The following is a 23556-nucleotide window of genomic DNA, read 5'->3' as shown; positions in this document are numbered from 1 at the left end:
ACTTAATGGAAAAAATTCGCGAAAAATATGCCATAGTTGGTGTAGGTGAGAGCAATCGTTCGAAAAATTCAGGGGTTACCCCATTAGAATTAGCATTGGAAGCGGCGAGAGTTGCGATAGCAGATGCAGGTTTGGAAGCAAAAGACATCGACGGGTTCATGAGTTATTCAGAAATGGATTCCTGCAGTCCGCATCAGGTAGCGACATATTTAGGTGTACGTCCTAAAGTAGTAAAAGAAATGTTCGGGGGCGGGAGCAGTACCGAGCTATTAATCGCAGAGGCCATTGGTTTAATCGAAACAGGTCAGGTAAATACCGTACTTATTTACCGCTCGATGAATGGACGCTCTGGCGTACGTATGGGTGGGGGCGGTTTTAGTATTGATGCTCTTCAAAACGGCTTTGATGGCGGAAGCTTTATTATTCCGTACGGAGCAGGTAGCCCAGGGCAATGGTTCGGATTATTTGCCACGCGCCATATGCACCTAAACGGCTTGACACAAGAACATTTAGGGCATGTATGCACAAGCTTTTATGAGCATGCGCAGCGAAATCCGAAGGCGTTTTTCTACGGGAAGCCATTAACGATGGAAGAATACATGAAAACGGCACATTTAAGTTCACCATTTACAAAGCATGACTACTGCCTGGAGTCGGATGAAGCGAATGCCATTATCGTCACTTCAACAGAGCGGGCGAAAGATTGTAAGTCCGTACCTGTAAAAATTTTAGGCATGGCTGCAAGGGAAGTTGTATCCCACGCACACTATTGGAAAAATATTGATGAAGTTGCAGCTGATTATGTTGCCCCTCAATTATATAAGGCGGCGGGTGTTTCTCCGGAGGATATTAAAGTTGCGTCAATTTATGACTGCTTTAGTTGGGTCGTTTTACGTCAGCTGGAAGCTTATGGCCTTGCACCGAAAGGTGAGGTCGGGGATTTTGTAAGTGCCGGAAACCTTCGAATGGATGGGAAGCTTCCTACTAATACAGCAGGTGGCATGCTCTCTGAAGGCTATACACATGGGATGAATAATGTATTGGAAATTGTGCGCCAAGTCCGACGTGAATATGAAGGAACAGATCGACAAGTAGAAGATACTGAACTGGCAATTTGTACGGGATGGACAGGTCCTGATGTTGCCGGTGCAATGATTTTATGTAAATAGGAGGAATGACTATGAACGAAGAAACGAAAGTAATTTATGAAAAGCCAATTCCATTGAAAAATACCTATAATGCACCTTACTGGGATGCGGCGGATCGTCATGAACTGAATGTACAAAAATGTAATACATGTGGGATTTACAATCACCCACCTGGTCCAAGCTGTGCAAACTGCGGAAGCATAGAGGTTACTTGGGAGAACTTAGGATCAAATATTACAGGTGAGGTTTATACGTATATCGTTTCACATAGACCATTCTTGCCGGGATTCCAAAACGATTTACCGACCGTAATCGCTGTTGTCCATTTGGAGGATTACCCTGACATTAAGATTATTGCGAATGTCCTTAATGGCAATGCTGAGACAGTTTCAATCGGAACAAAAGTGAAAATGGTTTGGGTAGAGGCTACTGAGGAGCGCTCGATTCCACAGTGGGTATTCGCCTAAATTCTTTAAAAGGGAGGAATATCAATGGACTTTTCATACACGAAGCAGGAGGAACAATTTCGTCTGGAGCTTCGCGACTGGCTGGAAAATAATCTGCCGGAGGGCTGGATGGATGGCTCCTTTAAAATGCCGGAAGATCAACAAGAGCAAGGACAATTTTTAAGAGACTGGCAAAAAAAGCTATCAGAAGGTAAATGGGCAGCAATTGCTTGGCCAGAGCGGCATGGTGGTCGTAATGCAACATTAATGGAAGAAATTATATATCATCAGGAAATGGTTCGTGTGAAAGCACCGCCACTTGTAAATTATGTGGGCTTACATATGGTTGGTCCCACACTCATGCAAATCGGTAGCAAGGAACAACAGGAAAAGTATATTTCAAAAATTATTACAGGTGAGGAAGTTTGGTGTCAAGGCTACTCTGAGCCAAATGCAGGTTCAGATCTGGCGGCTGTTCAAACGACGGCGGTTAAAGATGGTGATAAGTGGATTATCAATGGGCAAAAAGTTTGGACGAGTTTCGCGCATTTTGCAGATCGCTGCTTTTTAGTTGCCCGAACGAGTAAAGGCGAGAAAAAGCATCATGGGATTACTTGCTTTTTGCTGGATATGAATCAGCCGGGCGTCGAGGTTAGACCGATTATTCAAATGGACGGAGAGCATGATTTCAATGAGGTATATTTAAATGATGCGGTTGCCTATGAAAGTGAAATTATCGGTGCTGTTGATGATGGTTGGCGTGTAACGATTGCGTTGCTTATGCATGAAAGAACAGGCATTGGCGCCCAGGTGTTTTCGTTGGAACAGCAATTCAACGAGTTGGTCGAATTGGCCCGCAATGTAACAGAGGATAATGTGCCGATCATTGAAAAGACGGATGTTCGTAAAAGATTGCTAAATTTATATATTAAGTCGCGCGGGTCGTTGCTAAATTACTACCGCAATTTAACAAAGCAATTGAAGGTAGGTCACCCGGGAGTAGAAGGTTCAATGGATAAACTCTTTGTTAGCGAAAACACTAAGGAATTATTCGCCGAAGCCATTTCTATTCAAGGACACCAGGGCCTTTTATGGAAAAAGGATGCTATATATGGTGACTCGTATTGGCAAAAAAATTATTTATATTCCTTTGGTCAAACAATTGGAGGCGGTACGAGCGAAATTCAGAAGAATACAATTGCTGAGCGAATTTTAGGCTTGCCAAAGGATATTGGTAAATAAATTATAAGAGGGTGAAAAAATGGATTTCTCTTTAAGCCAAGAACAGGAAATGTTTCGCGAATATATTAAGAAATTTTTAGTCGATATGGAACGGACGAAAATAGCTAGAGATTATGTTGACAATAAAACTGAGCATGTAAAAAATGTAATATCCGATTTAAAGGAATTAGGATGGACAAAATTAAATATCCCTGAGGAATACGAGGGAATGGGTTTAGGACAGCTTGATTTAGTACCGATTATGGAAGAGTTTGGTAGGGTGTTGCTTCCAGGCTTATACCTTGAAACAAATGCCTTAGCAGTTCCATTACTAGAACGTTTCGGAACGAATAAGCAGAAGCAGTTACTTTTAAAGAGCATAGCCGATTCAGATGTCAATTTTACTGTGGCATGGCTAGAACCAGGCGGAAGCTATAAAGAGCAGGGAATACAATTAACAGGTGAAATCATTCAGGATCAAATTAGGTTGAATGGTGTTAAAACACAGGTGCCGGATGTAGAACTTGCACAACATGTATTAGTCCCGCTTCGAATCAACAATGAAATTACTTTAATCAGCGTGGATCTTCAGACACCTGGACTATTGGTTACGCCACAGAAAAATTTTGTGGAAACGAGAAAACTGTTTACCATTCATTTTGATAATGTCACGGTTCCTATAGAAAACGTGATTGGTCAAATAGGGGATGGCTGGGGAATTTTACAGGAGTGCCTTCTTTATTATAATGCTGCTTTATCGTCCGTAGCGGTAGGAGCAATGGAGCAAATAGTAGAGATGGCAACCGAATATGCTAAAATTCGGGAACAGTTTGGAAATCCGATTGGTAGATTCCAAGCGATCAAACATCGTTTAGCTGATATGAAATTGGATTTGGAGACGGCACGTTCACTTTCCTATTATGCTAACTGGACTTTGGAAACAAGTGCCGAGGACAGGACTGAGGCAATTTGCAGTGCGCGTATTTTTGCTACAGAAGCGTTTATTCGATTGGCATCCCACAATATCCAAATTCATGGCGGTATTGGATTCACTGAGGAAATCGATTGTCATTTATTTGTTAAGCAGGCTAGATATTACGAAAATTACTTAGGAAATATCGAGCAATATTATGACTTAGCAATTGAAGCGTTAAATTGGACCAATCAAAAACCTGCTCAAGCTGTGCAGGAGCAAGCTATTATGGCACATAAATAGAGGCTTATATAGAGAGAGACACGAGTTTAAATATATTGAAATATTTAAATGAAGTCTCTCTCTATTCTTTTTTATAAGGTTTTAGTTATAAAAATCAAAATAAAAGAGGTGATTTTGTTCATGTTGAAAACGTCTAAAACAGTAGAATCGCTAACGTATAAACAAAAGGTATTGTTAATGGTGGGAATTTTCATGTGTATCGAATTGGGGCTTATGGTATCCTCCCAGTTCTCAGTTGCTCTACCCAAGATTATTGATGATATTGGTGGGATTGAATTTTACTCGCTTGTATTTACTGTCAACTTAACAGTAAGTGCAATCATGACACCAATCGTTGGAAAAATGAGTGATATTTACGGACGCAGACAAATTTTGATTATCGGTATTTTAATAATTTTAATTTCGGAACTAATAACACCTTTTATGGTATCCAATATTTATCATTTAATGATTTTCCGGGCGATACAGGGATTAGGTGGTGCACTTACTGCTGTAGTGGGCTTAATAGTCATTAGTGATATTTTTGATTTAGCGAATCGTGCGAAGTTTTTAGGGTTTTACGGTGCATTAAATGCCATTACAGCGATTATTGCCCCTACATTAGGCGGAATCTTTGTCCAGTATATGTCTTGGCATTGGGTATTTTATTCAATTGCCCCGATTGGTGTAATTGGATTATATTTAGTCGTTAAATATATGCCGAATATTCAACGAACAGAAAATGCAAAGCTTGATTACAAGGGAATGAGTATTTTAAGTACAGCTATTTTAATCTTTGTTGCGGTTACAACGTTCGGGGGCTCAAGAATTCCTTGGCTTTCCGTCCCAATGTTTGTGTTGGCATTATTATTCGTAACAGCGATAGCTTTCTTTATAAAAAGTCAAAAGAAGGCAGCACATCCGGTCGTACCTTTACGATTATTTAAATACCGCGTTTTTGTAGTTTGCCTATTAAGTGTTTTTGCCGTTATGTTTGCCGCAACAGGCTTAATTTATTTATTGCCAATGTTTTTACAAAATCTATATGGTTATACACCAACAGAAACTGGCTTATTTATGACTTATCGAGGATTGACTTCCTTTATTTTTGCCGCATTGAGCGGATTCATTGTTGTAAAACTGAAGGATTTTAAATTAGTGGCAATTGTTGCGATGGTTATTTTCGCCTCGATGATTTTTACATTAACATTCTTTACAACCTCCGCTTCTACATTAGCTCTTACAATTATTTGTTTAATTTGGGGAACGTCAAGTGGTATTCTGATTTCGATTTTCCACACAGGTATTCAGATGAATTTGCCTGATAAAGACATTAGTGTGGCGATGAGCGTAATTCAATTGGCTGTTGCTGTATCGTCTTTATTAGCAACTTCTTTCCTAGGTCTGTTTTTAAGAATTCCGAATTTAAGTCAGGGCTTAACGTACTTATTATTAGCCTGCTTAGGTGCAGTTGTACTTGCTCTAGGAATCTTCGTTGTTACATTGCAAAAGCGTAATTTAAAAATTGAGGATGAGGAGCCTGTTGCAGAGCCGCTGGTGTAAATTGGCTTGCAATACGTAAGTTTAATTTTAAAGAGGGAGTGAAAGCAATGAGAAATTCTACGATCAACAAGCTACAAAGTATTTTTGAGAAGCAAAAAAGCTATCAGTGGCAGGTACGTCAAACGTCAGCCAGACAACGGATTGAAAAACTAATGAAGCTAAAAGATGCCATTTTAATGCGTACACATGACTTGGTAGAAGCAGCGATTACTGATTTTGTTACACCTACTATGACAGCCGAGCACCAAATTTATGCGGTAACATCGGCAATTGATTATACAGTTGAGCATTTGGAACAATGGATGCATCCGGAGCGAGTAGATAATCCTCAAGACGGCGAAGCCTATATTCTGCATGAATCCCGCGGTTGTGTATGTATTTTTGGAACGTGGAATTCTCCAATGTCAGTAACAATTCATCCTTTAGTGGATGCACTGGCTGCAGGTAACTGTGCAATTATTAAGCCGAGCGAATTTAATCCAGCATACAATCAAGTGCTTATAGAGATAATCGAGACAGTATTTGATGAACAGGAGGTTGCGTTAGTCCAGGGGGAAGCCGATGTATCCGAACAATTACTAAAGTTGCCATTTGATCATTTCTTCTTTACAGGTAGTCCCCGTATCGGCAAAATCGTCATGCGTGAAGCGGCCGAGCATCTGGCAACCGTGACGCTCGAACTTGGCGGCAAATCGCCGGTTATTGTGGAAAAGGGATATGATCCTGTGAAAGCAACGCAAACAATCGTTTTCGGTAAGGTGCTGATGGCTGGTCAGTTCTGTGTTTCCCCCGATTACTTATTTGTGCACGAAGATGATTTATCTGGATTTGTACAGGCCTATCAGCAAATGACTTTAGGTATGCTCTATGAGGATGGTAAGTTACGTACAACAGAGCGCACACAAATTGTCAATGTAGCACACTATAATCGGATTAAGGGATTATTCAAGGATGCATTGGAAAAAGGAGCTACTGTTTTAAGTGGAGGCACATTTGACGATGAAAACCGTTTAATTGAACCGACATTATTAAGTAATGTTTCGGCAGATATGCGTATTGCAGATGAGGAAATCTTTGGGCCGCTCACATTTGTGAAAACTTATAATGATATATCCGATGTTACTAGATACATCCAGGCAAATCCAAAGCCATTAGCTCTTTACATTTACAGTGATGATGAGCATTTCCAACAGCAGGTGCTAAGCGCAACGTCTTCGGGTGGTGTGACGATAAACGGATTATTTTTACACAATACACACCTTGCTTTACCATTTGGAGGTGTCAATAACTCCGGAAGCGGTAGTTTCCATGGTATTCATGGCTTTAAAACCTTCTCGCATCAGCGTGCTGTTTATAAAGTTCTTTCTTAGAATACCGAAGCTCTAGCTGTTTATAAGTAAGTATAAATCTCAATTTCCTTACAGAAATTGAGATTTTTTGCTTTTATTAAATATGAGTTTCATTACGAAGCACGGCTCAATCAACACGTTGTGAGCACAACATTCAAGCACTTGGCATTTTTTACATTGTTCAAAAATCATTTCTCTTGGTTGAAGATGAAATATCTACTATAATTAGAAATCGATTGGGTAATGGAGTAGGGGTGTTTTTACGGTGATTCAATTACAGCAAATCACAAAAAAATTTGGTACGTTTGAGGCTGTTCAAAATGTGACCTTAACGATTGAAAACGGGGAAATTCACGGTCTTATTGGAGCGAGTGGAGCTGGGAAATCGACGTTGCTACGTTTGATGAACTTGCTGGAAGTTCCTGATTTTGGTGCTGTTATTATCAATGGCCAACAGCTGACCGAGTTAAATAGTGCACAGCTTCGGGAAGCGAGAAAATCGATAGGGATGATTTTTCAGCATTTTCACTTAGTAGCAAATAAGACTGTATTTGCTAATGTTGAAATTGCACTCTCGTTAGCGAATTATCCAAAACAATTACGTCAGGCGCGTGTTTTGGAATGCCTAAAGTTTGTCGGGCTGGAACAGTTTGCACAGCAATATCCTGCACAGCTGAGCGGCGGGCAAAAGCAGCGTGTCGCAATAGCAAGGGCGCTTGCGAATGAACCGGCAGTATTGCTTTGTGATGAGCCGACTTCTGCACTCGATACGAATACATCAGCAGAAATTCTGCGTGTTCTGCAAAAAGTAAATGAAACGCTAGGTGTAACGATTGTGCTCGTTAGTCATGAGCTTGAAGTAGTCAAAAGCATCTGCCATCGCGCAACAGTTTTGGATGCCGGTCAAATTTATGAAACCGTGGATTTAGTACCAACAGGCATAAAGGAAACGGACCATCACCCCCAAAGCTTCGTCAATCAGCTTGTGAAAGGTGGAGATGGACATGCCTAATGTACTCATCCAATATGAAGCCGAGATATGGCGGGCGGTAAGCGAAACGTTCTTCATGGTAGGCGTATCCATTATTGCGGCGGTACTTATCGGACTGCCAATTGGTACATATTTATTCCTTTGCGGCAAAGGGAAGTTACTTGAAAATCGTATCGTCTACAATATACTGAACTTAGCCGTAAATACGATCCGCTCGTTTCCATTTTTATTGCTCGTCGTATTTTTAATACCTTTTACAAGGCTAATTGTAGGGACTGCGATTGGTACGGTTGCAGCTACTATCCCATTATCGATTATTGCCATTGCCCATTATGCAAGGCTTGTCGAACAGTCATTACTGGATGTACCAAAAGGGGTAATCGAGGCTGCGGTATCGATGGGGGCATCAGTTAAAAGAATTATTTTTAGCTTTCTTTATGTGGAGGCGCGCTCGGGGCTTGTACTTGGTTTAACAACATCGATTGTTAGTTTTATTTCGTATTCCACAATAATGGGAGTTGTTGGTGGTGGTGGGATTGGTGACTTTGCCATTCGCTACGGCTATCAGCAATTCAAAACAGATTTAATGCTTTACATGATTTTGATTATGATTATTTTGGTACAGCTCATTCAATTGCTTGGAACGACTGTAGCAAGATGGTTGGATAAAAGATAGGAGAATGATTGTGAAAAAAAGATGGTTATTAAGTTTAGCAGCAGCCTTTGCATTAGTTGGCTGCACAGGGCAAGAGGAAGCAAAAGATAATAAAGATTCAGGAAATGAAGAAACAACATTAAAGGTCGCATCTTTAATTGCACCAATGACGGAAATTCTAGAGTTGGTTGAGCCGCAATTAGCGAAAGACGGCATCGACTTGGAAATTGTCGTTTTAGGTGATAATGTACAACCAAACAGTGCACTCGCTGCAAAGGAAGTGGACGCAAACTTTTTTCAGCACGTCCCATACATGGAGGAATTCAATCGGAATAATGGCTCGAATTTAGTGCCAATTCAGCCGATTTACTTTGCGAATTACGGTGTCTATGCAAAAAATCATGATTCAATCGATGACTTACCGGATGGTGCAACAGTGGCGATTGCCAACGATATTTCGAATGTCGACCGTTCTTTAATGCTGCTTGCCCAGCATGATGTCATTACATTAAAGGAAAAAACAGATGTTTACTATACGTTAGGGAGCATAGAGGACAATCCGAAAAATCTTCAGTTTAAAGAAGTTGATTTATTAATGCTGGCGCGGATGTATGATGATGCCGATGCAGTTATCATGACACCTGCCTATGCGGCACCACTTGGCTTAACGCCAAAAAGTGATGCACTGCTGACAGAAGGTGTGGAAAATGACTTCGCAATTACATTAGTAGCTCGTGAGGACAATCAGGACGACGAAGCAATCAAAAAGCTTGCCGAAGCAATGACAAGTGATGTTGTGCGCGATTTCCTAAAGGAAAACTACAATGAAACGGCAACACCTGCTTTTGAATAGATAAATATATTAAAATGCCGAAACGCAGCGTTAAACCTGCGTATCGGCGTTTTTTTCTATGAGAAGAATTAAAGATGTTATATAATGAGTGAAATTGTAAAAAAGTGGGTGAAAGAATGTTTCCGACGTTATCAACAGACCGATTAGTATTAAGGGAAATTTTCCAGGAGGATGCAGAAGCTATTTATTCTTATTTTTCGGATGACCGCGTAACAAAACATTATGGGATGAATACTTTTACAAACTTAGAGGAAGCTGAGAATTTAATTAATGCTTTTTCTTCAAATTTCACACAAAAAAGAGGCATTCGTTGGGGAATTGAAAGAAAAAACAAAAAAGGTTTAATTGGTACGATCGGTTTCAACTTATGGTCACCAGCTCATAAACGCGCTGAAATAGGGTATGAAATTCATCCGGATTTCTGGAGACTCGGCTATACTTCAGAGGCTTTAATGGCAATAGTTGATTACGGTTTTAATGAATTAGGGTTAACAAGAATTGGAGCAGTAGTTTTCATCGAAAATCATGCATCGAATCAATTATTGCTGAGTAATGGTTTTGAAAAAGAGGGTATTTTAAAAAAATATATATATCAAAATAATATAGCTTACGATGTGAATATGTTTTCAATAGTGAAATAGATGCAGAAAGTAGGGGGGACAATGAAAACTTTTGGTAAACGAAATGATGATTTAAATTATTGTAAAAGAACTGGAGCTTATGCTGTTATTCAAAATGAAAAAGGGCAATTTTTGTGTGTGGAAGAAGTGAATGGGTATTTGTTTTTGGCAGGTGGAGGTATTGAGGCGGGTGAAACTTCAGAGCAAGCACTGTTAAGAGAGTGTATAGAGGAAACAGGCTATAAAGTCGAAATTGTAAAATTTATAGGGGAGGCCGAAAGACATTGGGTATCGACAAAATATCCAAATGACTCCCAGCATAATATCGGGATATTGTATGCTTGTGAACTATTGGAAAAGGTGGCTGAACCTGTTGAAATTGAACCGATGCGCTGGGTATCTTTTAAAGAACTGGAGGAGCGCCTATTCCATGAACATCATTTATACTTAGTGAAACAGTATTTAAATAGTTTGTAATGGATAAGTGCTTGGAAACCGTCGTCTCTTTTACTTACATAATATATAATGAAGTGCCGAAGCGCGGTATATTAGCGTTTCGGCATTTTCAATTAAGGCATCCATCCGCCTACAACCCCATTATTCCCGGCAAACATATACAGCTGTTCAAGCTTAGCTGCATTGTAATGATTCAGGTTGTCTTTTAAAATTTCTTGACTAAGTAATTCCTCGTTTCTTTCAATTAAGCTATTAAGAAATTGGGGAGCTGCCAATTTATCGCTTTTTCGTGTATTACAAGTGGGGCAAGCGAGAACAAAGTTCCAGAGTAAATCATTTTGGAAATAGCTCCAAGGAATAAAGTGATCGACATGTGTTTTCGAGTGCAAGGTTTTATTACAATAAAAGCATGACGACACACCTGCTTGCTGCAATAAACGTTCAAAAGCCTTTAATGACTGGCGTTCTGTAATGAATTCAACTTTCGTCAATAAACTCTGCACTTTTTCGACTTCGTTAAATTTTTCGAGGAATAGAGCCAATTGATAATTTGTCACATTCGTCAAAATGCGTTTATACGTCTGGAGGAATAATAAATATTTCGGGTGAAACTGTAAATATTCCCGTTTTAAGTCAAACGTATAGATTTCTCCATTAAAATCCCCGTAGAGCGCACCAATGACATATTTTTTCCCTACTTGCTTAACTTTTTGAACGAGCTCAATTTTTTGGGTGTCCGTCAGCTTTTCAAAATTCCAATTGGCCGGTATAGAATTTTGATGCGCAAATTTCTCTATTTCTTTTTGAACACTGGATGGCTGAGCGCGGGTATTGGATTGCCAGAGCCCATGATCAATGACAAGGTTCCAATAAATTTTAGTAAACGAATAAAAAATCGCATCATAGGAGATTTCACCTTGTTCATTGGCAGTAATACACCCTTCTAGCAGAGCTTTAAAAAACCCATATTTATATGTAGTTGTCGTTTTCCCGTGATAAAAGAAATGGTGAAGTGCATTCCAGGCTTCCTGGTCTGTTATATAAGTTTTCTTCATTTCTGCGACTTGCAACTTCCAGGACATGACTTCACCTCTTAATTTATGATATGGGAGTATTATACATTAAATATGATTTTATATAAAAAATAACCCATCTTTGGGCTTAGATGGGTTACTACATGGAGTGGATTTCGTTACTTCAAAACTGGGTGCATAAGGAAGTTAAAAAATCTTCTTCGTATCACGATCATCTTTTAGAATTTCTACAGCCTCTCTAAATCGCAGCGAATGAACAATTTCGCGTTCTCTCAAAAAAATTAAACTATCATTTAAATCACGGTCATCCGACATATCAATGATCCACTGGTAGGTAGCGCGGGCTTTTTCTTCTGCTGCAATGTCTTCGTATAAATCGGCAATTGGGTCTCCTTTTGCCTGGATATAGGAAGCGGTAAAAGGTACTCCGGCAGCATTTTGATAGAATAAGGCTTTGTCATGATTGACGTAATGATCGGCAAGACCTGCTTCTTTCATTTGTTCAGGAGTGGCATCTTTCGTGAGCTTGTAAATCATCGTTGCAATCATCTCAAGGTGAGAAAATTCTTCTGTAGCGATGTCTGTCAAAAGTCCGACTACTTTATCTGGAAGTGTATAGCGTTGATTCATATACCGGAGTGCGGCAGCTAATTCTCCATCAGCTCCCCCATATTGTTCAATTAAATACTTCGCAAGCGTAGGATTACACGTACTAACCTTCACCGGGTATTGCAATTTCTTTTCATAATACCACACACATTTTCCTCCTAAATAAAGTAGCTTTTAAACTTGCCAAGGCCATGGAGTATCCACCCAGTTAAAAGGATAATTAGAGTAACTTCTGCCAAAATTCATTAAAGGACCAAATTTTTGCTCAAATTGAATCTTTAACTTTATGCTTTGTTCTGTAAAGTCATTAAATTGCTGAATAATTTCAAAATCATCAGGGTGGGTGTCCAAATAAAGGTTTAACTCAACAATGACAAAATCAATTGCCTGAATTTCCTCCAGAAGGCTATAAAATTCAGGGGGCATTTGTTTGCTCACGATGATTCATTCCTTTTTTCAGGATTAGGATATGGACTAAATAGCTGAGGCCATAGGGTACCATGCATTAAAGCTTCTTTAGCTGTTTGAAATTGGGGTAATCCACTAGGTTGAAATCCGATATAGAGTTGTGGGGGAGTGGAATAGCTTTTCACTTCAATAGGTTTGCACGGGTCGTTCGGGCTAATATACGGTCGCCAGTATTTATATTGTGTAAACACAAAACGCTCCTCTCAGGGTAGTGTGTATCATTTAAGTGTATGTTAAGAAATAAAAATAATGAATCCGGTGCTTGTTTATTCATGTATTTTAAGGGGGAATGGTGCAATTTTGTGGTTATTTATGGAAATATATAAGATGAAGCAAGTTAGAAGTGCGCACAAATCGCCTATAAAGCAATTTGTGCTTTGTGGATAGTCTACATGTATGAGCTAAATTTTATATAATGTATGCGATTGGAGCGTGTGTCAGGGGAAGCATTTACTATGGTAACGCTATTCTGATTTGATAATTAAATAATGCCAAATCGAACGCCAATTTTTGTTTTGTATTCGATTTAAATAAATAGTATGTAGATTGGCGTTTTGGTTAAATGGAGGCGTAGGTCTAACTATACCTTCAAATAAATCGCTCAATCCATAAGGAGCCATTATTTCTATCTTTTCATTATTTAGACGGACAGCAATTGATGTAGGTGTTTCGGGAAAATGGGCTACACCATCAAATGAAGATAAATAAGGAGAGACTTTATTTTTAATATGCATTCTTGCTTGGTTTTTTACCGACCAAGGTTGAGCGGGCATTATATGTTGCAGCTTGGATTCTAAGAACTTTTCCGTCTCTGTTGAACAATCGGATTTATCAAAATAAATGACATCAATATCGTTTATTTCTGTTTGTAAGTTATGTAAGTAATCCCAAACCTTGTTTCGAATAACGCCAGCTGCAACCCAGCAATCGTTTAATTTTAAAGCTTGTACGGATTTTAAAATTGACATAAATACATCGTCTGATTTTATGATTTTAGTTAGCTCTAATTCATAAGTCAAAAAGGTTATCTCCTTTGGTTAGTATCAATCGTATCGCCATGTTCAATTTTACCTACACGTTCATTCAATTCATCTATTTGTTTTTGTAAATTAAGTATTTCTTGTTTTTCATCGCTGAATCGTTCTTCTGCTCGAGTCATGTTTTTCTTATACGTTTTATAAAAGAAAACCACTAATATAATCGGAATTGCCATAAATCCCAACATAATGATTGTTGCCAATACATCTCCTATATTTAGAGCAGTTGCTCCGCTGGATGTGCTGTTAGTCATCAAATTATTCCTCCGTATTTTTTTGTTTTTTCGAAATGAGTGAGGATTTTACATAATTTAATTTTTATCCGATTGCTTCTGCAATTCACGTTCGATTTCCTCATCACTTACTTCTGTGTTTTTGGCTTCTATATCATCGGGATACTTATTTTTGATTAATTGACCAATATACGAATAATTGATTCCATGTTTTACTGCAAGAAATATAACGATATAAAGTAGAAACAAGAAAAAGATTGCGCCCATTTAACTGTCACCCCCATCCTTGAATTCAAATTTTTAATACTTATATTAGAGTTGAATCTTTATTGGTATGGCGCATATTGTAGCTGCTGCAGCTTTGCTTATTGACAAAAACTACTCATAATTTCTTACAATCAAATCAGAAGAAATCGGTTTAAGCGCCAGTTCCCTTGCCCAGATGGATAATTGCCCGATATGGTGAATTTCATGTGTGATGATATGTGCTAGTATCTTTTTTTGTGTAAAGTGCAGAATTGTTCCGTCACGCCGTGTTACTTTAACGATGCATTTTTCATAATCTGAAGGTAAGTGTTCAATGAATTTTTTAGTATGTGCTTTCACAAATATCGAGTAAGCTTTAACCGCATTCAAATCGGTAATTTCATTTCGTGCTTCAAATACAATTTTTGATTCCAGCATTGAATTTAACCAGAGTAGCTCACAATCGATAATATGTATTAATGTTTCCCGAATACTTTTCATACCGCCTGTACGCTCTTTATAGAATTCTTCTTCCGGAATGGATTCACACCACTGAAACCAGTCATCGCGTACTTGCCAATTATATTGAAATAAAGTTAACATCATCCACCTCGTTTATCTAATAATATAAAATGTATGAAAATTATAACTTATTGGTGGATTTATAGAAAGAACAGGGTAACAACATGTAAAATGGATTTAAACTCGACTGCAAATTAAAAAAATATAAAACGGTTGACATATACCCAGAGGGGTAGTAATATGAGGTCAAGCTAATAAAAACATTTCAAAAAGAGGTGAGCGTATGCAATACGATCCAAAGGTGCTGGCACGTATGAAAAAGATGGAAGGTCAGCTTCGAGGCATTTTGCGGATGATGGAAGAAGAGAAAGATTGTAAAGACGTCATTACTCAGCTAAGTGCTGTTCGTTCTGCTGTTGACCGTACTATTGGTGTTATTGTAACAGATAATTTAGTGGAGTGTCTTTCACAGGAAGATGCAGAAACAGTAGATAAAAATGCAATCGTTAAACAGGCAGTAGATCTGTTAGTAAAAAGTCGATAAGGCTTTTTATTTTTAACACAAAATATACCTATAGGGGTAGGGGGACAATAAAATGGAAAAGAAAAGAACAACCATCGTTTTATTCAGCGGTGATTATGATAAGGCAATGGCGGCTTATATTATTGCCAATGGTGCAGCAGCATATGATCATGAGGTAACAATTTTTCATACGTTCTGGGGTATCAATGCTTTACGAAAACAAGAGCCAGTAGCAGTGCAAAAAGGCTTCCTGGAAAAAATGTTTGCAAAAATGATGCCACGTGGTGCTGAAAAGCTCGGCTTATCGAAAATGCAAATGCTCGGTATGGGTCCAAAAATGATTAAGCATGTTATGAAAAAGCATAATGCGTTAACATTGACACAATTGGTTGAAATGGCACAGGAACAGGATATTAAGCTTGTGACATGTACAATGACGATGGATTTATTAGGTCTTCAAAAAGAAGAATTATTAGATGGGATTCAGTACGCGGGAGTTGCAGCTTACCTAGCAGATGCGGAAGAAGGAAACGTAAATCTATTTATTTAAGAGGTGACTTATGGAAATAGTAATACTGATTGCTGTAATTGTTGCATTTTTTGTTTGGCGTATGAAGCCTGTAAAAGGAGTAAATACTATATCGACAGCGCAACTTAAAACAATGATTAATGACCGTAACAAAGTATTTATCGATGTTCGTACACCGGGTGAATACAAGGCACGTAACATCAAGCAATTTAAAAATATTCCGCTTGGTTCCGACTTTTCAAAGCTGCCAAAGGATAAGGAAATTGTTGTGATTTGTCAAAGTGGTATGCGATCTAGTCAGGCTTGTAAACAATTAAAAAAACAAGGGTTTGAAAATGTGACGAATGTCCGTGGCGGCATGAGCGCATATTAGGAGGAATGAACATGAAAACTATTTTACCAGAAGAAGTAAAGAAAAAGTTAGAAGCAGGCGAGGCGTTACATTTAATCGATGTTCGCGAAGTAGATGAAGTAGAGTCAGGTCACATTCCAGGGATTACACATATTCCTTTAGGATTACTTGAATTCCGTATGCATGAACTCAACAAAAATACACCTTATATTATGGTATGCCGTTCAGGCGGACGCAGTGGTCAAGCTACAGCATATTTAGAGTCTCAAGGTTTTAATGTGACGAATATGGCTGGCGGCATGCTGGAATGGACTGGCGAAGTAAAATAAAAAATTTTAGTAAAAAATATACCCTATCCGGTATGAGTGGAGGATTCATATGATTAAATCAGACGTACAACTCGATGCAAAGGGCTTAGCTTGCCCGATGCCAATTGTTAAAACGAAAAAAGCGATGGGTAATTTAACAGAAGGTCAAGTATTGGAAATTCAGGCAACAGATAAAGGTTCTGTAGCGGATTTAGCTGCTTGGTCAAAAACAGTCGGTCATCAATACATTGGGACAAATGAAGAAAATGGTGTGTTTTATCATTACATCCGAAAATGTAATCCAGAAGTAAGCGAAGCAGTGGAAAAGTCGTTTGAACAAACGATTTCAAATGAAGGTGCAATAAAAGAAGAGGGCATTATTTTAGATGTGCGTGAAGCAGCGGAATATGCATTCGGTCATATTCCGGGGGCAAAATCTATCCCAATGGGTGAGTTATCAGAGCGTATGAATGAACTGGATAAGGCACAAACTATTTATGTTATTTGCCGTACAGGAACACGCTCAGATTTAGCAGCACAGCAGTTAGCCAAAGCAGGTTTTACGAATGTTTATAATGTCTTACCTGGTATGTCAGGGTATGAAGGCGAACTACAGAAAGAGGTTGAATAAAATGTCAAACAAAGTAGCGATTATCGCAGCAAACGGTGGCCTTTTCGATGCATATAAAGTATTTAATATTGCCACTGCAGCCGCAGCATCAGATAAAGAAGTACAAATTTTCTTCACATTTGAAGGCTTGAACCTAATTCATAAACAAGGGATGCACGCACTTGAAATGCCGGCTGGTAAAGAGCATTTTGCGGAAGGATTTGCTAAAGCAAATGTACCAGCAATCCCACAATTATTGGAGATGGCACAAGATTTAGGAGTGCAATTCATCGCTTGTCAAATGACAATGGACGTGATGGGCTTAACGAAAGAAGATTTCGTAGATGGAATTAGTGTAGGTGGAGCTGTAACATTCCTGGAATATGCAAAGGATGCAGCACCAACATTAACGTTTTAATCTATTGGTTTTAGTAGCATTTTGCTACTAGAGCCCAAAAAATTTTAAACAAAATAATACCTATGGGGGTACTTGATATGACAGTAACAGCTTGGACAGCGGCACAAGTTGCACGCAAAGTAATCGAGAACAAAGAATTATTTATTTTAGACGTACGTAATACAGATGCATTTGACGATTGGAAAATTGAAGGGCATCAATTCGAATACTTAAATATTCCTTACTTCGATCTTTTGGATGGTGTAGAAGAAATTTTACCGAAGATTTCTAAAGATAAAGAAGTTTTAGTCGTATGTGCGAAGGAAGGCTCTTCTATTATGATCGCAGAAATGCTGTCAGATGCAGGTCTTACAGTGGCTTATCTTCAAGGTGGTATGAAATCGTGGTCAATGTATCTTGAGCCAATTAAGGTAGGGGATTTAAAAGATGGCGGTGAACTATATCAATTCGTTCGTTTAGGGAAAGGCTGCCTTTCTTACATGGCGATTAATGGCGGAGAAGCTGCAATTATCGATGCCGTCCGTTTCACAGATGTTTTCACAAACTTTGCAAAAGAAAAAGGTGTAGAGATTAAGCATGTATTCGATACACATCTGCACGCTGATCACATTTCCGGTGGACGTCATATCTCAGCTGCAACAGGTGCAACGTACTATTTACCGCCAAAAGATGCGAAAGAAGTAGTGTTTGACTATACACCTTTAACAGATGGATTAACAGTACATTTAGGTGCATCACAAATCGAAGTAGGCGCTTTATATTCACCTGGTCACACAATCGGTTCAACATCTTTCGTAATTGATAGTAAATATTTATTAACAGGTGACATTTTATTCATCGATTCAATTGGTCGTCCGGACTTAGCTGGTTTAGCTGAGGACTGGGTTGGTGATTTACGCGAAACGTTATATAAACGCTATCGCACATTAGCAGAGGACTTAATCGTATTACCAGCACACTTCATGATTATTGAAGAGCTGAATGAAGATGGTACAGTGGCAAAACGCCTTGGTGACTTATTCGCTGAAAACCATGGTTTAAATGTAGAGGACGAAGCAGTATTCCGTTCAATGGTAACAGATAATTTACCACCACAGCCAAATGCTTATCAAGAAATCCGTATCGTGAACATGGGGAAAGTGACACCAAGCGATGAAGAGCAAACAGAGATGGAGATTGGACCTAATCGTTGCGCAGTACGTTAATTCATTCATAAATAAAATAAAATGTTATACCTAACGCTTGCCTCGTGCTCAAGAGGCAAGCAACCGTATTGTACGGTAAATAAGAAAATCGCTTACAAAAATCAATTTTAAGAATAGAGGAAACCAATATGAATATCGCAAAAACTTTAGACGCAAAAGGCTTAGCTTGCCCAATGCCAATCGTACGTACGAAAAAAACTATCGATACAATTAATTCAGGTGAAATTTTAGAAGTATTAGTAACAGACAAAGGCGCATTAAATGACTTTACTGCGTGGGCTGGTGCTGGTGGTCACACAATCGTAGAACAAAAAGAAGAAGCAGGCGTACTGTACTTCTACATTCAAAAAGCATAAAAAAATAGCGAGTAGAGAAAAGTTCTACTCGCTATATTTTTTTCGAAAGAAGGCATTTATATGGAAATCGATTTATCGTTCGCATTTATAGCGGTCATTTTTGCACTCGGGTTTATCGGCTCATTTATTTCTGGCATGCTCGGTGTTGGCGGTTCGATTATTAAATACCCATTGTTACTTTATATTCCGCCAATGTTTGGTTTAGTCGCATTTACTGCACATGAAGTTTCCGGGATAAGTGCTGTACAAGTATTATTTGCTTCGATTGCAGGGGTTTGGGCTTATCGTAAAAGTGGATTGTTAAACAAGGACTTAATCATATATATGGGTGTCGCAATTTTAATCGGTAGCTTTATCGGAAGTTATGGCTCGGGATTCTTGTCAGAAGATGCCGTTAATATCGTATATGGTTTATTAGCTGGCATTGCAGCGGTGATGATGTTTATTCCAAGGAAAACTGTTGAAGATACAAAAGTAATTACCTTTAATAAACCATTAGCGAGCTCACTTGCACTGATTGTCGGGATTGGTTCAGGGATTGTTGGTGCAGCAGGCGGATTTTTACTTGTGCCGATTATGCTCACAGTACTAAAAATCCCTACACGCATTACAATTGCAACAAGTTTGGCCATTACTTTTATTTCCTCAATCGGAGGCAGTATTGGGAAAGTGATGACAGGACAGGTCGAATATTGGCCAGCCTTTATTATGATCATCGCCAGCGTTATTGCTGCCCCACTAGGTGCAAAATTAGGGCAAAAACTGAATGTAAAAATATTGCAATGGCTACTCGCAGTCATGATTGGTGCAACAGCAATTAAAATATGGATTGATATTTTACAAGGATAAACTTAAAGTTAGACCATTATAATTCATCCTCGCCAACTCGTTTGGTGGGGGTTTTTTATGTAATGAGACTTACTTGAAAGGTAATCATTAATTATCTGTCGAAATATGATAACAAGAATAGTCATATTTGTGGGGGTTAGGTAATGCGCCTTGAAACCGAACGATTGTTGATACGGAAATTTGAGTTAAAAGATCTACAAGCTGTATATGAATACACATCCGATGCCAAAGTTATGAAATATATACCTGAAGGTGTTTTTAAAGAAGAGGCTGTTAAAGAATTTATACAGCAAAATATGGGGGAAGAAGCTGAAAAATTCGCTGTCATATTAAAAGATGAAAATCTTCTGATTGGGCATATCTTTTTTGGTAAATATTTTGGTGATCATACATATGAGATTGGGTGGGTGTTTAATCCGAAATTTTATAACAAAGGGTATGCATCAGAATCAGCCAAGGCAATGTTAGAGCATGGATTTGAAAAAATGAAATTACATCGGATTATAGCAACTTGTCAACCACAGAATACACCCTCTTACCGTGTCATGGAGAAGATTGGCATGAGAAGGGAAGGGTATTTCAAAAAATGTATTCCGAGTGGGGATGAATGGTGGGATGAGTATTATTACGCTATTTTGGATGAAGAGTGGAAGTGAGCTGCAACAAATAAGTAATGGGGTATAGAAGGAGCAAAGATAATGGTAGATAATAAAACAAAGAGAAGAGTAATTTTAGATTTGGCGATTACTTTAGATGGTTTGATTGAAGGGAAAAACGGTGAAGTGGATTGGTGTATTATGGACCCGGAAATGAACTTTAATGATTTTTTGAATCAAGTTGATACAATTTTTTACGGCAGAAAGAGTTACGACTTATGGGGGCAATATACTCCAGAAGAAGGGGGATCCGAAACCGAAAAAGAAATGTGGGATTTGGTTCATAACAAAGAGAAATATGTGTTTTCCAGAACTCAAAACGTAACCGGTCATCAAGCAATATTTATAAATAATAACATCCGTGAAGAAGTAATTAAATTAAAGAACAAACCTGGTAAAGATATTTGGCTATACGGCGGGGCAAGTCTCATTACTACGTTTATCAATTTAGGGCTTGTTGATGAATTTAGATTATCTATTCATCCCGTCGTATTGGGAGAAGGCAAACCGTTGTTTATTGATATTAAACAGAGGTTAAATTTGAAAGTCGTGAATACAAGAACATTTTCTTCCGGTATTGTACAGATCATTTATCATTGGGATGATAATTTATAATATCTATTATCTAGAGGATAAGTGGAATAACTTACAGGGGACGGTTTTGAATGAGAAAAACGACTCGTCTTCAGAGTAGGTCCCATTCAAATTCATTAAAATGGCATATTATATAATAGTTGAATAGTAAAGATGTAATTAAAGAACGATATTTGCTTAACGTGACCAAAAAGATAGAATAAAGCTTATTACAAAATTTGGAGGTTGTTTATTTGAATAATATCGAACAAAGTGTATCAAGGAAGCATAGTTTAATAAGCTATAGTTCACTTCTAGTTGGTATTATATGTTTCTTTATCGTTTTTGTAACACCTACAAGGTTGGCCCACACTGGAAATATGACAGGAGATTATATCACTTACTTCCTGACATTTATAGGTATCCTAATGTCACTTGTGGCGCTTTCAAAAGAAACGGAGAAAAAAATAATTCCCGTACTGTCTTTAATTCTTTCCTCATCGCTCTTTATTTTTTGGATAGTAGCGCTTTTTGCATTGTTTACAGGTCTAGCGGATTTTGCTCCATAACTCAATTAAAGGGCGCAGTTCTTAAACAAGAATTAGCGTCCATTTTCATAAAAGGAGATTAATATATTGATAAAACAAATAGGTGTTGTTTTGTTTTCCATGTTATTACTAATGGGATGCAACGACAGCGGCGTAAAACGAAATACAGAACTTGAAGAAAAACTTCATTCATCGATTATGATGGTATCTGATAATAGCACTAGCGCACACTATATAGATACTTTTACAGATTTTAAATGGGAGAACGCTTATTTATTTCAACCTTATACATCTCAAGCAGATATTGAAAAGCAGTTGGGCGTTGAATTCAAGGATCCCAGCAATATTGGATCAAGAGATGATATTTATTTATTGGTTTTCTTAAATCAAGGTAAGGTTGTTCAATATGCAGAAATTGAACGTTTAAGAACTAATTTTTCTTTAGGGGATAAAGAGTCTCTTGAACCTTCAAATGATATTATTCATATAGAGCGATGATGATGAGGCCGTTAATTGTGAGTAAATGAAAATCGACTTTGAAGTAGGTTATAAATAATAAATAAAAAGGAATCCATTAGGACCCTTTGTAATAATTAATTTTTTCCCCAATAAGGATTTTCACTTTTAAGCCACCATAAGGAAAGGATAAACCAGCTATAGCCAAGTAACCAGCCTGCTATCACATCAGAAGCAAAATGACGAGCCTCTGCTATACGTGAAAGCCCGATTAATATAGCCAATAGGATGGCTATGATCCAAATGATAAACGACGCGCTCTTAGAAGTGATAACTCGGTTCAATACATAGGCGATGGTGATTAAATACAGCAAACCATGCACTGCATGTCCTGAGGGAAAGCTATAAGTTGAGAGTTGATCCACAATATCTGGACGAGGCCGTTCAATTACGCGTTTTAATAACTGATATAATGCATAACCTCCACCTACGGAAAAAATAACAAAAACCATCAATTTAAGGTCTTTTTTACGAATCAAAATAAAAATCCATAAAACGATTGTGACAGCAAAAATAAACTTAGTTTCACCTAAATAATGAAACATTGTAATAAATTTATTACCAAATAATAAATCCGATGCTTTACTGTCAAAAGCTTGAATGAATGAAGTTTTATACGTAGCCCATAAAATACAGAATACAACGAAAGAACAAACTGCTAACACATATGGCATTTTGTTTATTTTTTTATTCCTCTGCACTTGTGTCCTCCATTTCTGGAAATAGATCTTATTATGGCTTAGTTTGAATGAAATATACTATTATTTATCACGTATTGGTATTCCAAATTATAAAGGAATATTGAAATGTTTAATTGAAAACAACATGATATAGACAATGGAGGAATGTTGAGGATGAAATTGATAATCGCTTTTTTAGCACTGATCGGTGGTGCGGCAGTTGCCATACAAAGTCAGATAAATGCACAGTTAAGTAAAAAAGTTGGCGTATTGGAAGGTGCGACTACTTCATTCTTGGTGGGGGCTGTTGCGCTATTCTTTTTAGCTTTCTTTTTTGGGAAAGGAAATTTTTTAAATGTATTTAATGTACCAAAATGGCAGTTAATTGGTGGATTACTAGGAGCATTATTTATTGTCGTTAACATTTTTTCTGTCAACCTTATCGGTGTTGCCGCAACCCTTATGGCAGTCGTTATTGGTCAGATTGTAGTCGGTGCAATTATTGATCATTTTGGACTCTTTGGTGGGGAAGTATTTCCACTAAATACCACCAAATTCATTGCCCTTACGTTAATGTTCGTCGGAATATATTTGTTTAATAAAGCATAATGACGAATGGTGGTTTGGAAGAAAATCGCTTCCATTTTATACTTACATATCTTGAAAATAGAATAATTAGAAAGGTCCTGTATCTGATGTATAGGGCTTTTTTGTCATGTACTAAATAACTACCTTCACCTACAAAAAAGGGATGAAAATCCGCTGAATGAATTACCTTATAAATATC

Annotated in this window: 34 protein-coding genes; 25 read left to right on the top strand and 9 right to left on the bottom strand. The window is 38.0% G+C overall.

Going from position 1 to position 23556, the window contains the following annotated elements:
* Positions 1-5 precede the first annotated feature (5 nt).
* The 11 genes from H9632_RS09955 to H9632_RS09905 all read left to right on the top strand — a co-directional run bounded on the left by H9632_RS09955 (position 6) and on the right by H9632_RS09905 (position 10518).
* Positions 6-1169, top strand: a complete 1164-nt coding sequence (locus tag H9632_RS09955; protein WP_191703953.1) for a thiolase C-terminal domain-containing protein — start codon at positions 6-8, stop codon at positions 1167-1169.
* Positions 1170-1180: 11 nt separating this feature from the next.
* A complete protein-coding gene (locus tag H9632_RS09950) occupies positions 1181-1615 on the top strand; it encodes a Zn-ribbon domain-containing OB-fold protein (RefSeq protein WP_191703952.1) in 435 nt (144 codons plus the stop codon).
* A gap of 24 nt (positions 1616-1639) precedes the next feature.
* The gene (locus H9632_RS09945) at positions 1640-2836 is read left to right on the top strand and encodes an acyl-CoA dehydrogenase family protein (protein WP_191703951.1); all 1197 of its coding nucleotides are present in this window, start codon (positions 1640-1642) and stop codon (positions 2834-2836) included.
* 19 nt (positions 2837-2855) lie between these two features.
* Positions 2856-4031, top strand: a complete 1176-nt coding sequence (locus H9632_RS09940; protein ID WP_191703950.1) for an acyl-CoA dehydrogenase family protein — start codon at positions 2856-2858, stop codon at positions 4029-4031.
* A gap of 120 nt (positions 4032-4151) precedes the next feature.
* Positions 4152-5573: an MFS transporter gene (locus H9632_RS09935; protein WP_191703949.1), complete on the top strand. Its 1422-nt coding sequence runs from the start codon at positions 4152-4154 to the stop codon at positions 5571-5573.
* A gap of 47 nt (positions 5574-5620) precedes the next feature.
* A complete protein-coding gene (locus tag H9632_RS09930; protein WP_191703948.1) occupies positions 5621-6943 on the top strand; it encodes an aldehyde dehydrogenase family protein in 1323 nt (440 codons plus the stop codon).
* A gap of 244 nt (positions 6944-7187) precedes the next feature.
* Positions 7188-7934, top strand: a complete 747-nt coding sequence (locus tag H9632_RS09925; RefSeq protein WP_191703947.1) for a methionine ABC transporter ATP-binding protein — start codon at positions 7188-7190, stop codon at positions 7932-7934.
* On the top strand, positions 7927-8589 hold the full coding sequence (locus H9632_RS09920) for a methionine ABC transporter permease (RefSeq protein WP_191699927.1): 663 nt from the start codon (positions 7927-7929) through the stop codon (positions 8587-8589). The genes H9632_RS09925 and H9632_RS09920 overlap by 8 nt, the downstream gene beginning before the upstream one ends.
* Before the next feature lie 10 nt (positions 8590-8599).
* Positions 8600-9421: a MetQ/NlpA family ABC transporter substrate-binding protein gene (locus tag H9632_RS09915; RefSeq protein WP_318247693.1), complete on the top strand. Its 822-nt coding sequence runs from the start codon at positions 8600-8602 to the stop codon at positions 9419-9421.
* A 116-nt stretch (positions 9422-9537) separates the two neighbouring features.
* On the top strand, positions 9538-10062 hold the full coding sequence (locus tag H9632_RS09910) for a GNAT family N-acetyltransferase (RefSeq protein WP_191703945.1): 525 nt from the start codon (positions 9538-9540) through the stop codon (positions 10060-10062).
* Positions 10063-10083: 21 nt separating this feature from the next.
* Positions 10084-10518: an NUDIX hydrolase gene (locus H9632_RS09905; RefSeq protein ID WP_191703944.1), complete on the top strand. Its 435-nt coding sequence runs from the start codon at positions 10084-10086 to the stop codon at positions 10516-10518.
* A 92-nt stretch (positions 10519-10610) separates the two neighbouring features.
* On the opposite strand, the gene H9632_RS09900 is transcribed toward H9632_RS09905, so the two are convergent.
* The 8 genes from H9632_RS09900 to H9632_RS09865 all read right to left on the bottom strand — a co-directional run bounded on the left by H9632_RS09900 (position 10611) and on the right by H9632_RS09865 (position 14727).
* Positions 10611-11579, bottom strand: coding sequence for an HNH endonuclease (locus H9632_RS09900; RefSeq protein ID WP_191703943.1), 969 nt, complete (start codon positions 11577-11579; stop codon positions 10611-10613).
* A gap of 138 nt (positions 11580-11717) precedes the next feature.
* Positions 11718-12287, bottom strand: coding sequence for a manganese catalase family protein (locus H9632_RS09895; protein WP_191699923.1), 570 nt, complete (start codon positions 12285-12287; stop codon positions 11718-11720).
* Between the two features lie 27 nt (positions 12288-12314).
* Positions 12315-12578, bottom strand: a complete 264-nt coding sequence (locus tag H9632_RS09890; RefSeq protein ID WP_318247692.1) for a spore coat protein CotJB — start codon at positions 12576-12578, stop codon at positions 12315-12317.
* Positions 12575-12799, bottom strand: a complete 225-nt coding sequence (locus tag H9632_RS09885; RefSeq protein WP_191703942.1) for a spore coat associated protein CotJA — start codon at positions 12797-12799, stop codon at positions 12575-12577. Before H9632_RS09885 ends, H9632_RS09890 begins: the two co-directional genes overlap by 4 nt.
* Positions 12800-13072: 273 nt before the next feature.
* Positions 13073-13627: a nucleotidyltransferase family protein gene (locus H9632_RS09880; protein ID WP_225223777.1), complete on the bottom strand. Its 555-nt coding sequence runs from the start codon at positions 13625-13627 to the stop codon at positions 13073-13075.
* Between the two features lie 5 nt (positions 13628-13632).
* Positions 13633-13899 carry a hypothetical protein gene (locus H9632_RS09875; RefSeq protein ID WP_191703941.1) on the bottom strand — a complete coding sequence of 89 codons (267 nt, stop codon included), beginning with the start codon at positions 13897-13899 and terminating at the stop codon, positions 13633-13635.
* A gap of 57 nt (positions 13900-13956) precedes the next feature.
* Positions 13957-14145: a hypothetical protein gene (locus tag H9632_RS09870; RefSeq protein WP_191703940.1), complete on the bottom strand. Its 189-nt coding sequence runs from the start codon at positions 14143-14145 to the stop codon at positions 13957-13959.
* A gap of 111 nt (positions 14146-14256) precedes the next feature.
* Complete coding sequence (locus H9632_RS09865) at positions 14257-14727, bottom strand: DinB family protein (protein WP_191703939.1); 471 nt, start codon at positions 14725-14727, stop codon at positions 14257-14259.
* 202 nt (positions 14728-14929) lie between these two features.
* Between H9632_RS09865 and H9632_RS09860 the strand changes: the two genes are divergently transcribed.
* The 13 genes from H9632_RS09860 (at position 14930) to H9632_RS09800 (ending at position 22071) form a co-directional block, all read left to right on the top strand.
* The gene (locus H9632_RS09860) at positions 14930-15190 is read left to right on the top strand and encodes a metal-sensitive transcriptional regulator (RefSeq protein WP_191699918.1); all 261 of its coding nucleotides are present in this window, start codon (positions 14930-14932) and stop codon (positions 15188-15190) included.
* 52 nt (positions 15191-15242) lie between these two features.
* On the top strand, positions 15243-15719 hold the full coding sequence (locus tag H9632_RS09855; protein WP_191699917.1) for a DsrE/DsrF/DrsH-like family protein: 477 nt from the start codon (positions 15243-15245) through the stop codon (positions 15717-15719).
* 10 nt (positions 15720-15729) lie between these two features.
* Complete coding sequence (locus tag H9632_RS09850) at positions 15730-16071, top strand: rhodanese-like domain-containing protein (protein WP_191703938.1); 342 nt, start codon at positions 15730-15732, stop codon at positions 16069-16071.
* 11 nt (positions 16072-16082) lie between these two features.
* Positions 16083-16379: a rhodanese-like domain-containing protein gene (locus H9632_RS09845; RefSeq protein WP_191703937.1), complete on the top strand. Its 297-nt coding sequence runs from the start codon at positions 16083-16085 to the stop codon at positions 16377-16379.
* 49 nt (positions 16380-16428) lie between these two features.
* Positions 16429-16989, top strand: coding sequence for a sulfurtransferase TusA family protein (locus tag H9632_RS09840; protein WP_191703936.1), 561 nt, complete (start codon positions 16429-16431; stop codon positions 16987-16989).
* A gap of 1 nt (position 16990) precedes the next feature.
* Positions 16991-17386, top strand: a complete 396-nt coding sequence (locus H9632_RS09835) for a DsrE/DsrF/DrsH-like family protein (RefSeq protein ID WP_191703935.1) — start codon at positions 16991-16993, stop codon at positions 17384-17386.
* Between the two features lie 77 nt (positions 17387-17463).
* Positions 17464-18591: an MBL fold metallo-hydrolase gene (locus H9632_RS09830; RefSeq protein WP_191703934.1), complete on the top strand. Its 1128-nt coding sequence runs from the start codon at positions 17464-17466 to the stop codon at positions 18589-18591.
* Between the two features lie 128 nt (positions 18592-18719).
* Positions 18720-18947: a sulfurtransferase TusA family protein gene (locus H9632_RS09825; RefSeq protein ID WP_191699911.1), complete on the top strand. Its 228-nt coding sequence runs from the start codon at positions 18720-18722 to the stop codon at positions 18945-18947.
* A 60-nt stretch (positions 18948-19007) separates the two neighbouring features.
* Positions 19008-19796 carry a sulfite exporter TauE/SafE family protein gene (locus tag H9632_RS09820; protein WP_191703933.1) on the top strand — a complete coding sequence of 263 codons (789 nt, stop codon included), beginning with the start codon at positions 19008-19010 and terminating at the stop codon, positions 19794-19796.
* 143 nt (positions 19797-19939) lie between these two features.
* Positions 19940-20452 carry a GNAT family N-acetyltransferase gene (locus H9632_RS09815; RefSeq protein WP_191703932.1) on the top strand — a complete coding sequence of 171 codons (513 nt, stop codon included), beginning with the start codon at positions 19940-19942 and terminating at the stop codon, positions 20450-20452.
* Positions 20453-20494: 42 nt separating this feature from the next.
* Entirely contained in the window at positions 20495-21067 is a 573-nt protein-coding gene (locus H9632_RS09810; RefSeq protein ID WP_191703931.1) for a dihydrofolate reductase family protein, read from the top strand.
* Positions 21068-21279: 212 nt separating this feature from the next.
* Positions 21280-21594 carry a hypothetical protein gene (locus H9632_RS09805; RefSeq protein WP_191703930.1) on the top strand — a complete coding sequence of 105 codons (315 nt, stop codon included), beginning with the start codon at positions 21280-21282 and terminating at the stop codon, positions 21592-21594.
* 66 nt (positions 21595-21660) lie between these two features.
* Complete coding sequence (locus H9632_RS09800) at positions 21661-22071, top strand: hypothetical protein (RefSeq protein WP_191703929.1); 411 nt, start codon at positions 21661-21663, stop codon at positions 22069-22071.
* A gap of 95 nt (positions 22072-22166) precedes the next feature.
* Here H9632_RS09800 and H9632_RS19075 read toward each other — a convergent pair whose 3' ends face one another.
* Positions 22167-22790 (bottom strand): phosphatase PAP2 family protein, encoded by a 624-nt coding sequence (locus H9632_RS19075; RefSeq protein ID WP_191703928.1) that lies wholly within the window; start codon positions 22788-22790, stop codon positions 22167-22169.
* Positions 22791-22943: 153 nt separating this feature from the next.
* On the opposite strand from H9632_RS19075, the gene H9632_RS09790 reads away from it, so the two are divergent.
* Entirely contained in the window at positions 22944-23378 is a 435-nt protein-coding gene (locus H9632_RS09790) for a DMT family transporter (RefSeq protein WP_191703927.1), read from the top strand.
* Positions 23379-23556: the final 178 nt, after the last annotated feature.

This window comes from Solibacillus merdavium (genome assembly GCF_014836935.1).
Taxonomy (GTDB): Bacteria; Bacillota; Bacilli; order Bacillales_A; family Planococcaceae; genus Solibacillus; species Solibacillus ferritrahens.
The sequence above is the reverse complement of the archived record's forward strand: the minus strand, read 5'-3'. Positions and strand labels throughout refer to the sequence as shown.

Excerpts from the sequence above, each read along its gene's own strand:
- H9632_RS09955 (WP_191703953.1), top strand. The coding sequence starts at position 6 with ATGGAAAAAATTCGCGAAAAATATGCCATAGTTGGTGTAGGTGAGAGC.
- H9632_RS09950 (WP_191703952.1), top strand. The coding sequence starts at position 1,181 with ATGAACGAAGAAACGAAAGTAATTTATGAAAAGCCAATTCCATTGAAA.
- H9632_RS09945 (WP_191703951.1), top strand. The coding sequence starts at position 1,640 with ATGGACTTTTCATACACGAAGCAGGAGGAACAATTTCGTCTGGAGCTT.
- H9632_RS09940 (WP_191703950.1), top strand. The coding sequence starts at position 2,856 with ATGGATTTCTCTTTAAGCCAAGAACAGGAAATGTTTCGCGAATATATT.
- H9632_RS09935 (WP_191703949.1), top strand. The coding sequence starts at position 4,152 with ATGTTGAAAACGTCTAAAACAGTAGAATCGCTAACGTATAAACAAAAG.
- H9632_RS09930 (WP_191703948.1), top strand. The coding sequence starts at position 5,621 with ATGAGAAATTCTACGATCAACAAGCTACAAAGTATTTTTGAGAAGCAA.
- H9632_RS09920 (WP_191699927.1), top strand. The coding sequence starts at position 7,927 with ATGCCTAATGTACTCATCCAATATGAAGCCGAGATATGGCGGGCGGTA.
- H9632_RS09910 (WP_191703945.1), top strand. The coding sequence starts at position 9,538 with ATGTTTCCGACGTTATCAACAGACCGATTAGTATTAAGGGAAATTTTC.
- H9632_RS09905 (WP_191703944.1), top strand. The coding sequence starts at position 10,084 with ATGAAAACTTTTGGTAAACGAAATGATGATTTAAATTATTGTAAAAGA.
- H9632_RS09900 (WP_191703943.1), bottom strand. The coding sequence starts at position 11,579 with ATGTCCTGGAAGTTGCAAGTCGCAGAAATGAAGAAAACTTATATAACA.
- H9632_RS09875 (WP_191703941.1), bottom strand. The coding sequence starts at position 13,899 with ATGACTAACAGCACATCCAGCGGAGCAACTGCTCTAAATATAGGAGAT.
- H9632_RS09870 (WP_191703940.1), bottom strand. The coding sequence starts at position 14,145 with ATGGGCGCAATCTTTTTCTTGTTTCTACTTTATATCGTTATATTTCTT.
- H9632_RS09865 (WP_191703939.1), bottom strand. The coding sequence starts at position 14,727 with ATGTTAACTTTATTTCAATATAATTGGCAAGTACGCGATGACTGGTTT.
- H9632_RS09860 (WP_191699918.1), top strand. The coding sequence starts at position 14,930 with ATGCAATACGATCCAAAGGTGCTGGCACGTATGAAAAAGATGGAAGGT.
- H9632_RS09855 (WP_191699917.1), top strand. The coding sequence starts at position 15,243 with ATGGAAAAGAAAAGAACAACCATCGTTTTATTCAGCGGTGATTATGAT.
- H9632_RS09850 (WP_191703938.1), top strand. The coding sequence starts at position 15,730 with ATGGAAATAGTAATACTGATTGCTGTAATTGTTGCATTTTTTGTTTGG.
- H9632_RS09845 (WP_191703937.1), top strand. The coding sequence starts at position 16,083 with ATGAAAACTATTTTACCAGAAGAAGTAAAGAAAAAGTTAGAAGCAGGC.
- H9632_RS09840 (WP_191703936.1), top strand. The coding sequence starts at position 16,429 with ATGATTAAATCAGACGTACAACTCGATGCAAAGGGCTTAGCTTGCCCG.
- H9632_RS09835 (WP_191703935.1), top strand. The coding sequence starts at position 16,991 with ATGTCAAACAAAGTAGCGATTATCGCAGCAAACGGTGGCCTTTTCGAT.
- H9632_RS09830 (WP_191703934.1), top strand. The coding sequence starts at position 17,464 with ATGACAGTAACAGCTTGGACAGCGGCACAAGTTGCACGCAAAGTAATC.
- H9632_RS09825 (WP_191699911.1), top strand. The coding sequence starts at position 18,720 with ATGAATATCGCAAAAACTTTAGACGCAAAAGGCTTAGCTTGCCCAATG.
- H9632_RS09820 (WP_191703933.1), top strand. The coding sequence starts at position 19,008 with ATGGAAATCGATTTATCGTTCGCATTTATAGCGGTCATTTTTGCACTC.
- H9632_RS09815 (WP_191703932.1), top strand. The coding sequence starts at position 19,940 with ATGCGCCTTGAAACCGAACGATTGTTGATACGGAAATTTGAGTTAAAA.
- H9632_RS09810 (WP_191703931.1), top strand. The coding sequence starts at position 20,495 with ATGGTAGATAATAAAACAAAGAGAAGAGTAATTTTAGATTTGGCGATT.
- H9632_RS09790 (WP_191703927.1), top strand. The coding sequence starts at position 22,944 with ATGAAATTGATAATCGCTTTTTTAGCACTGATCGGTGGTGCGGCAGTT.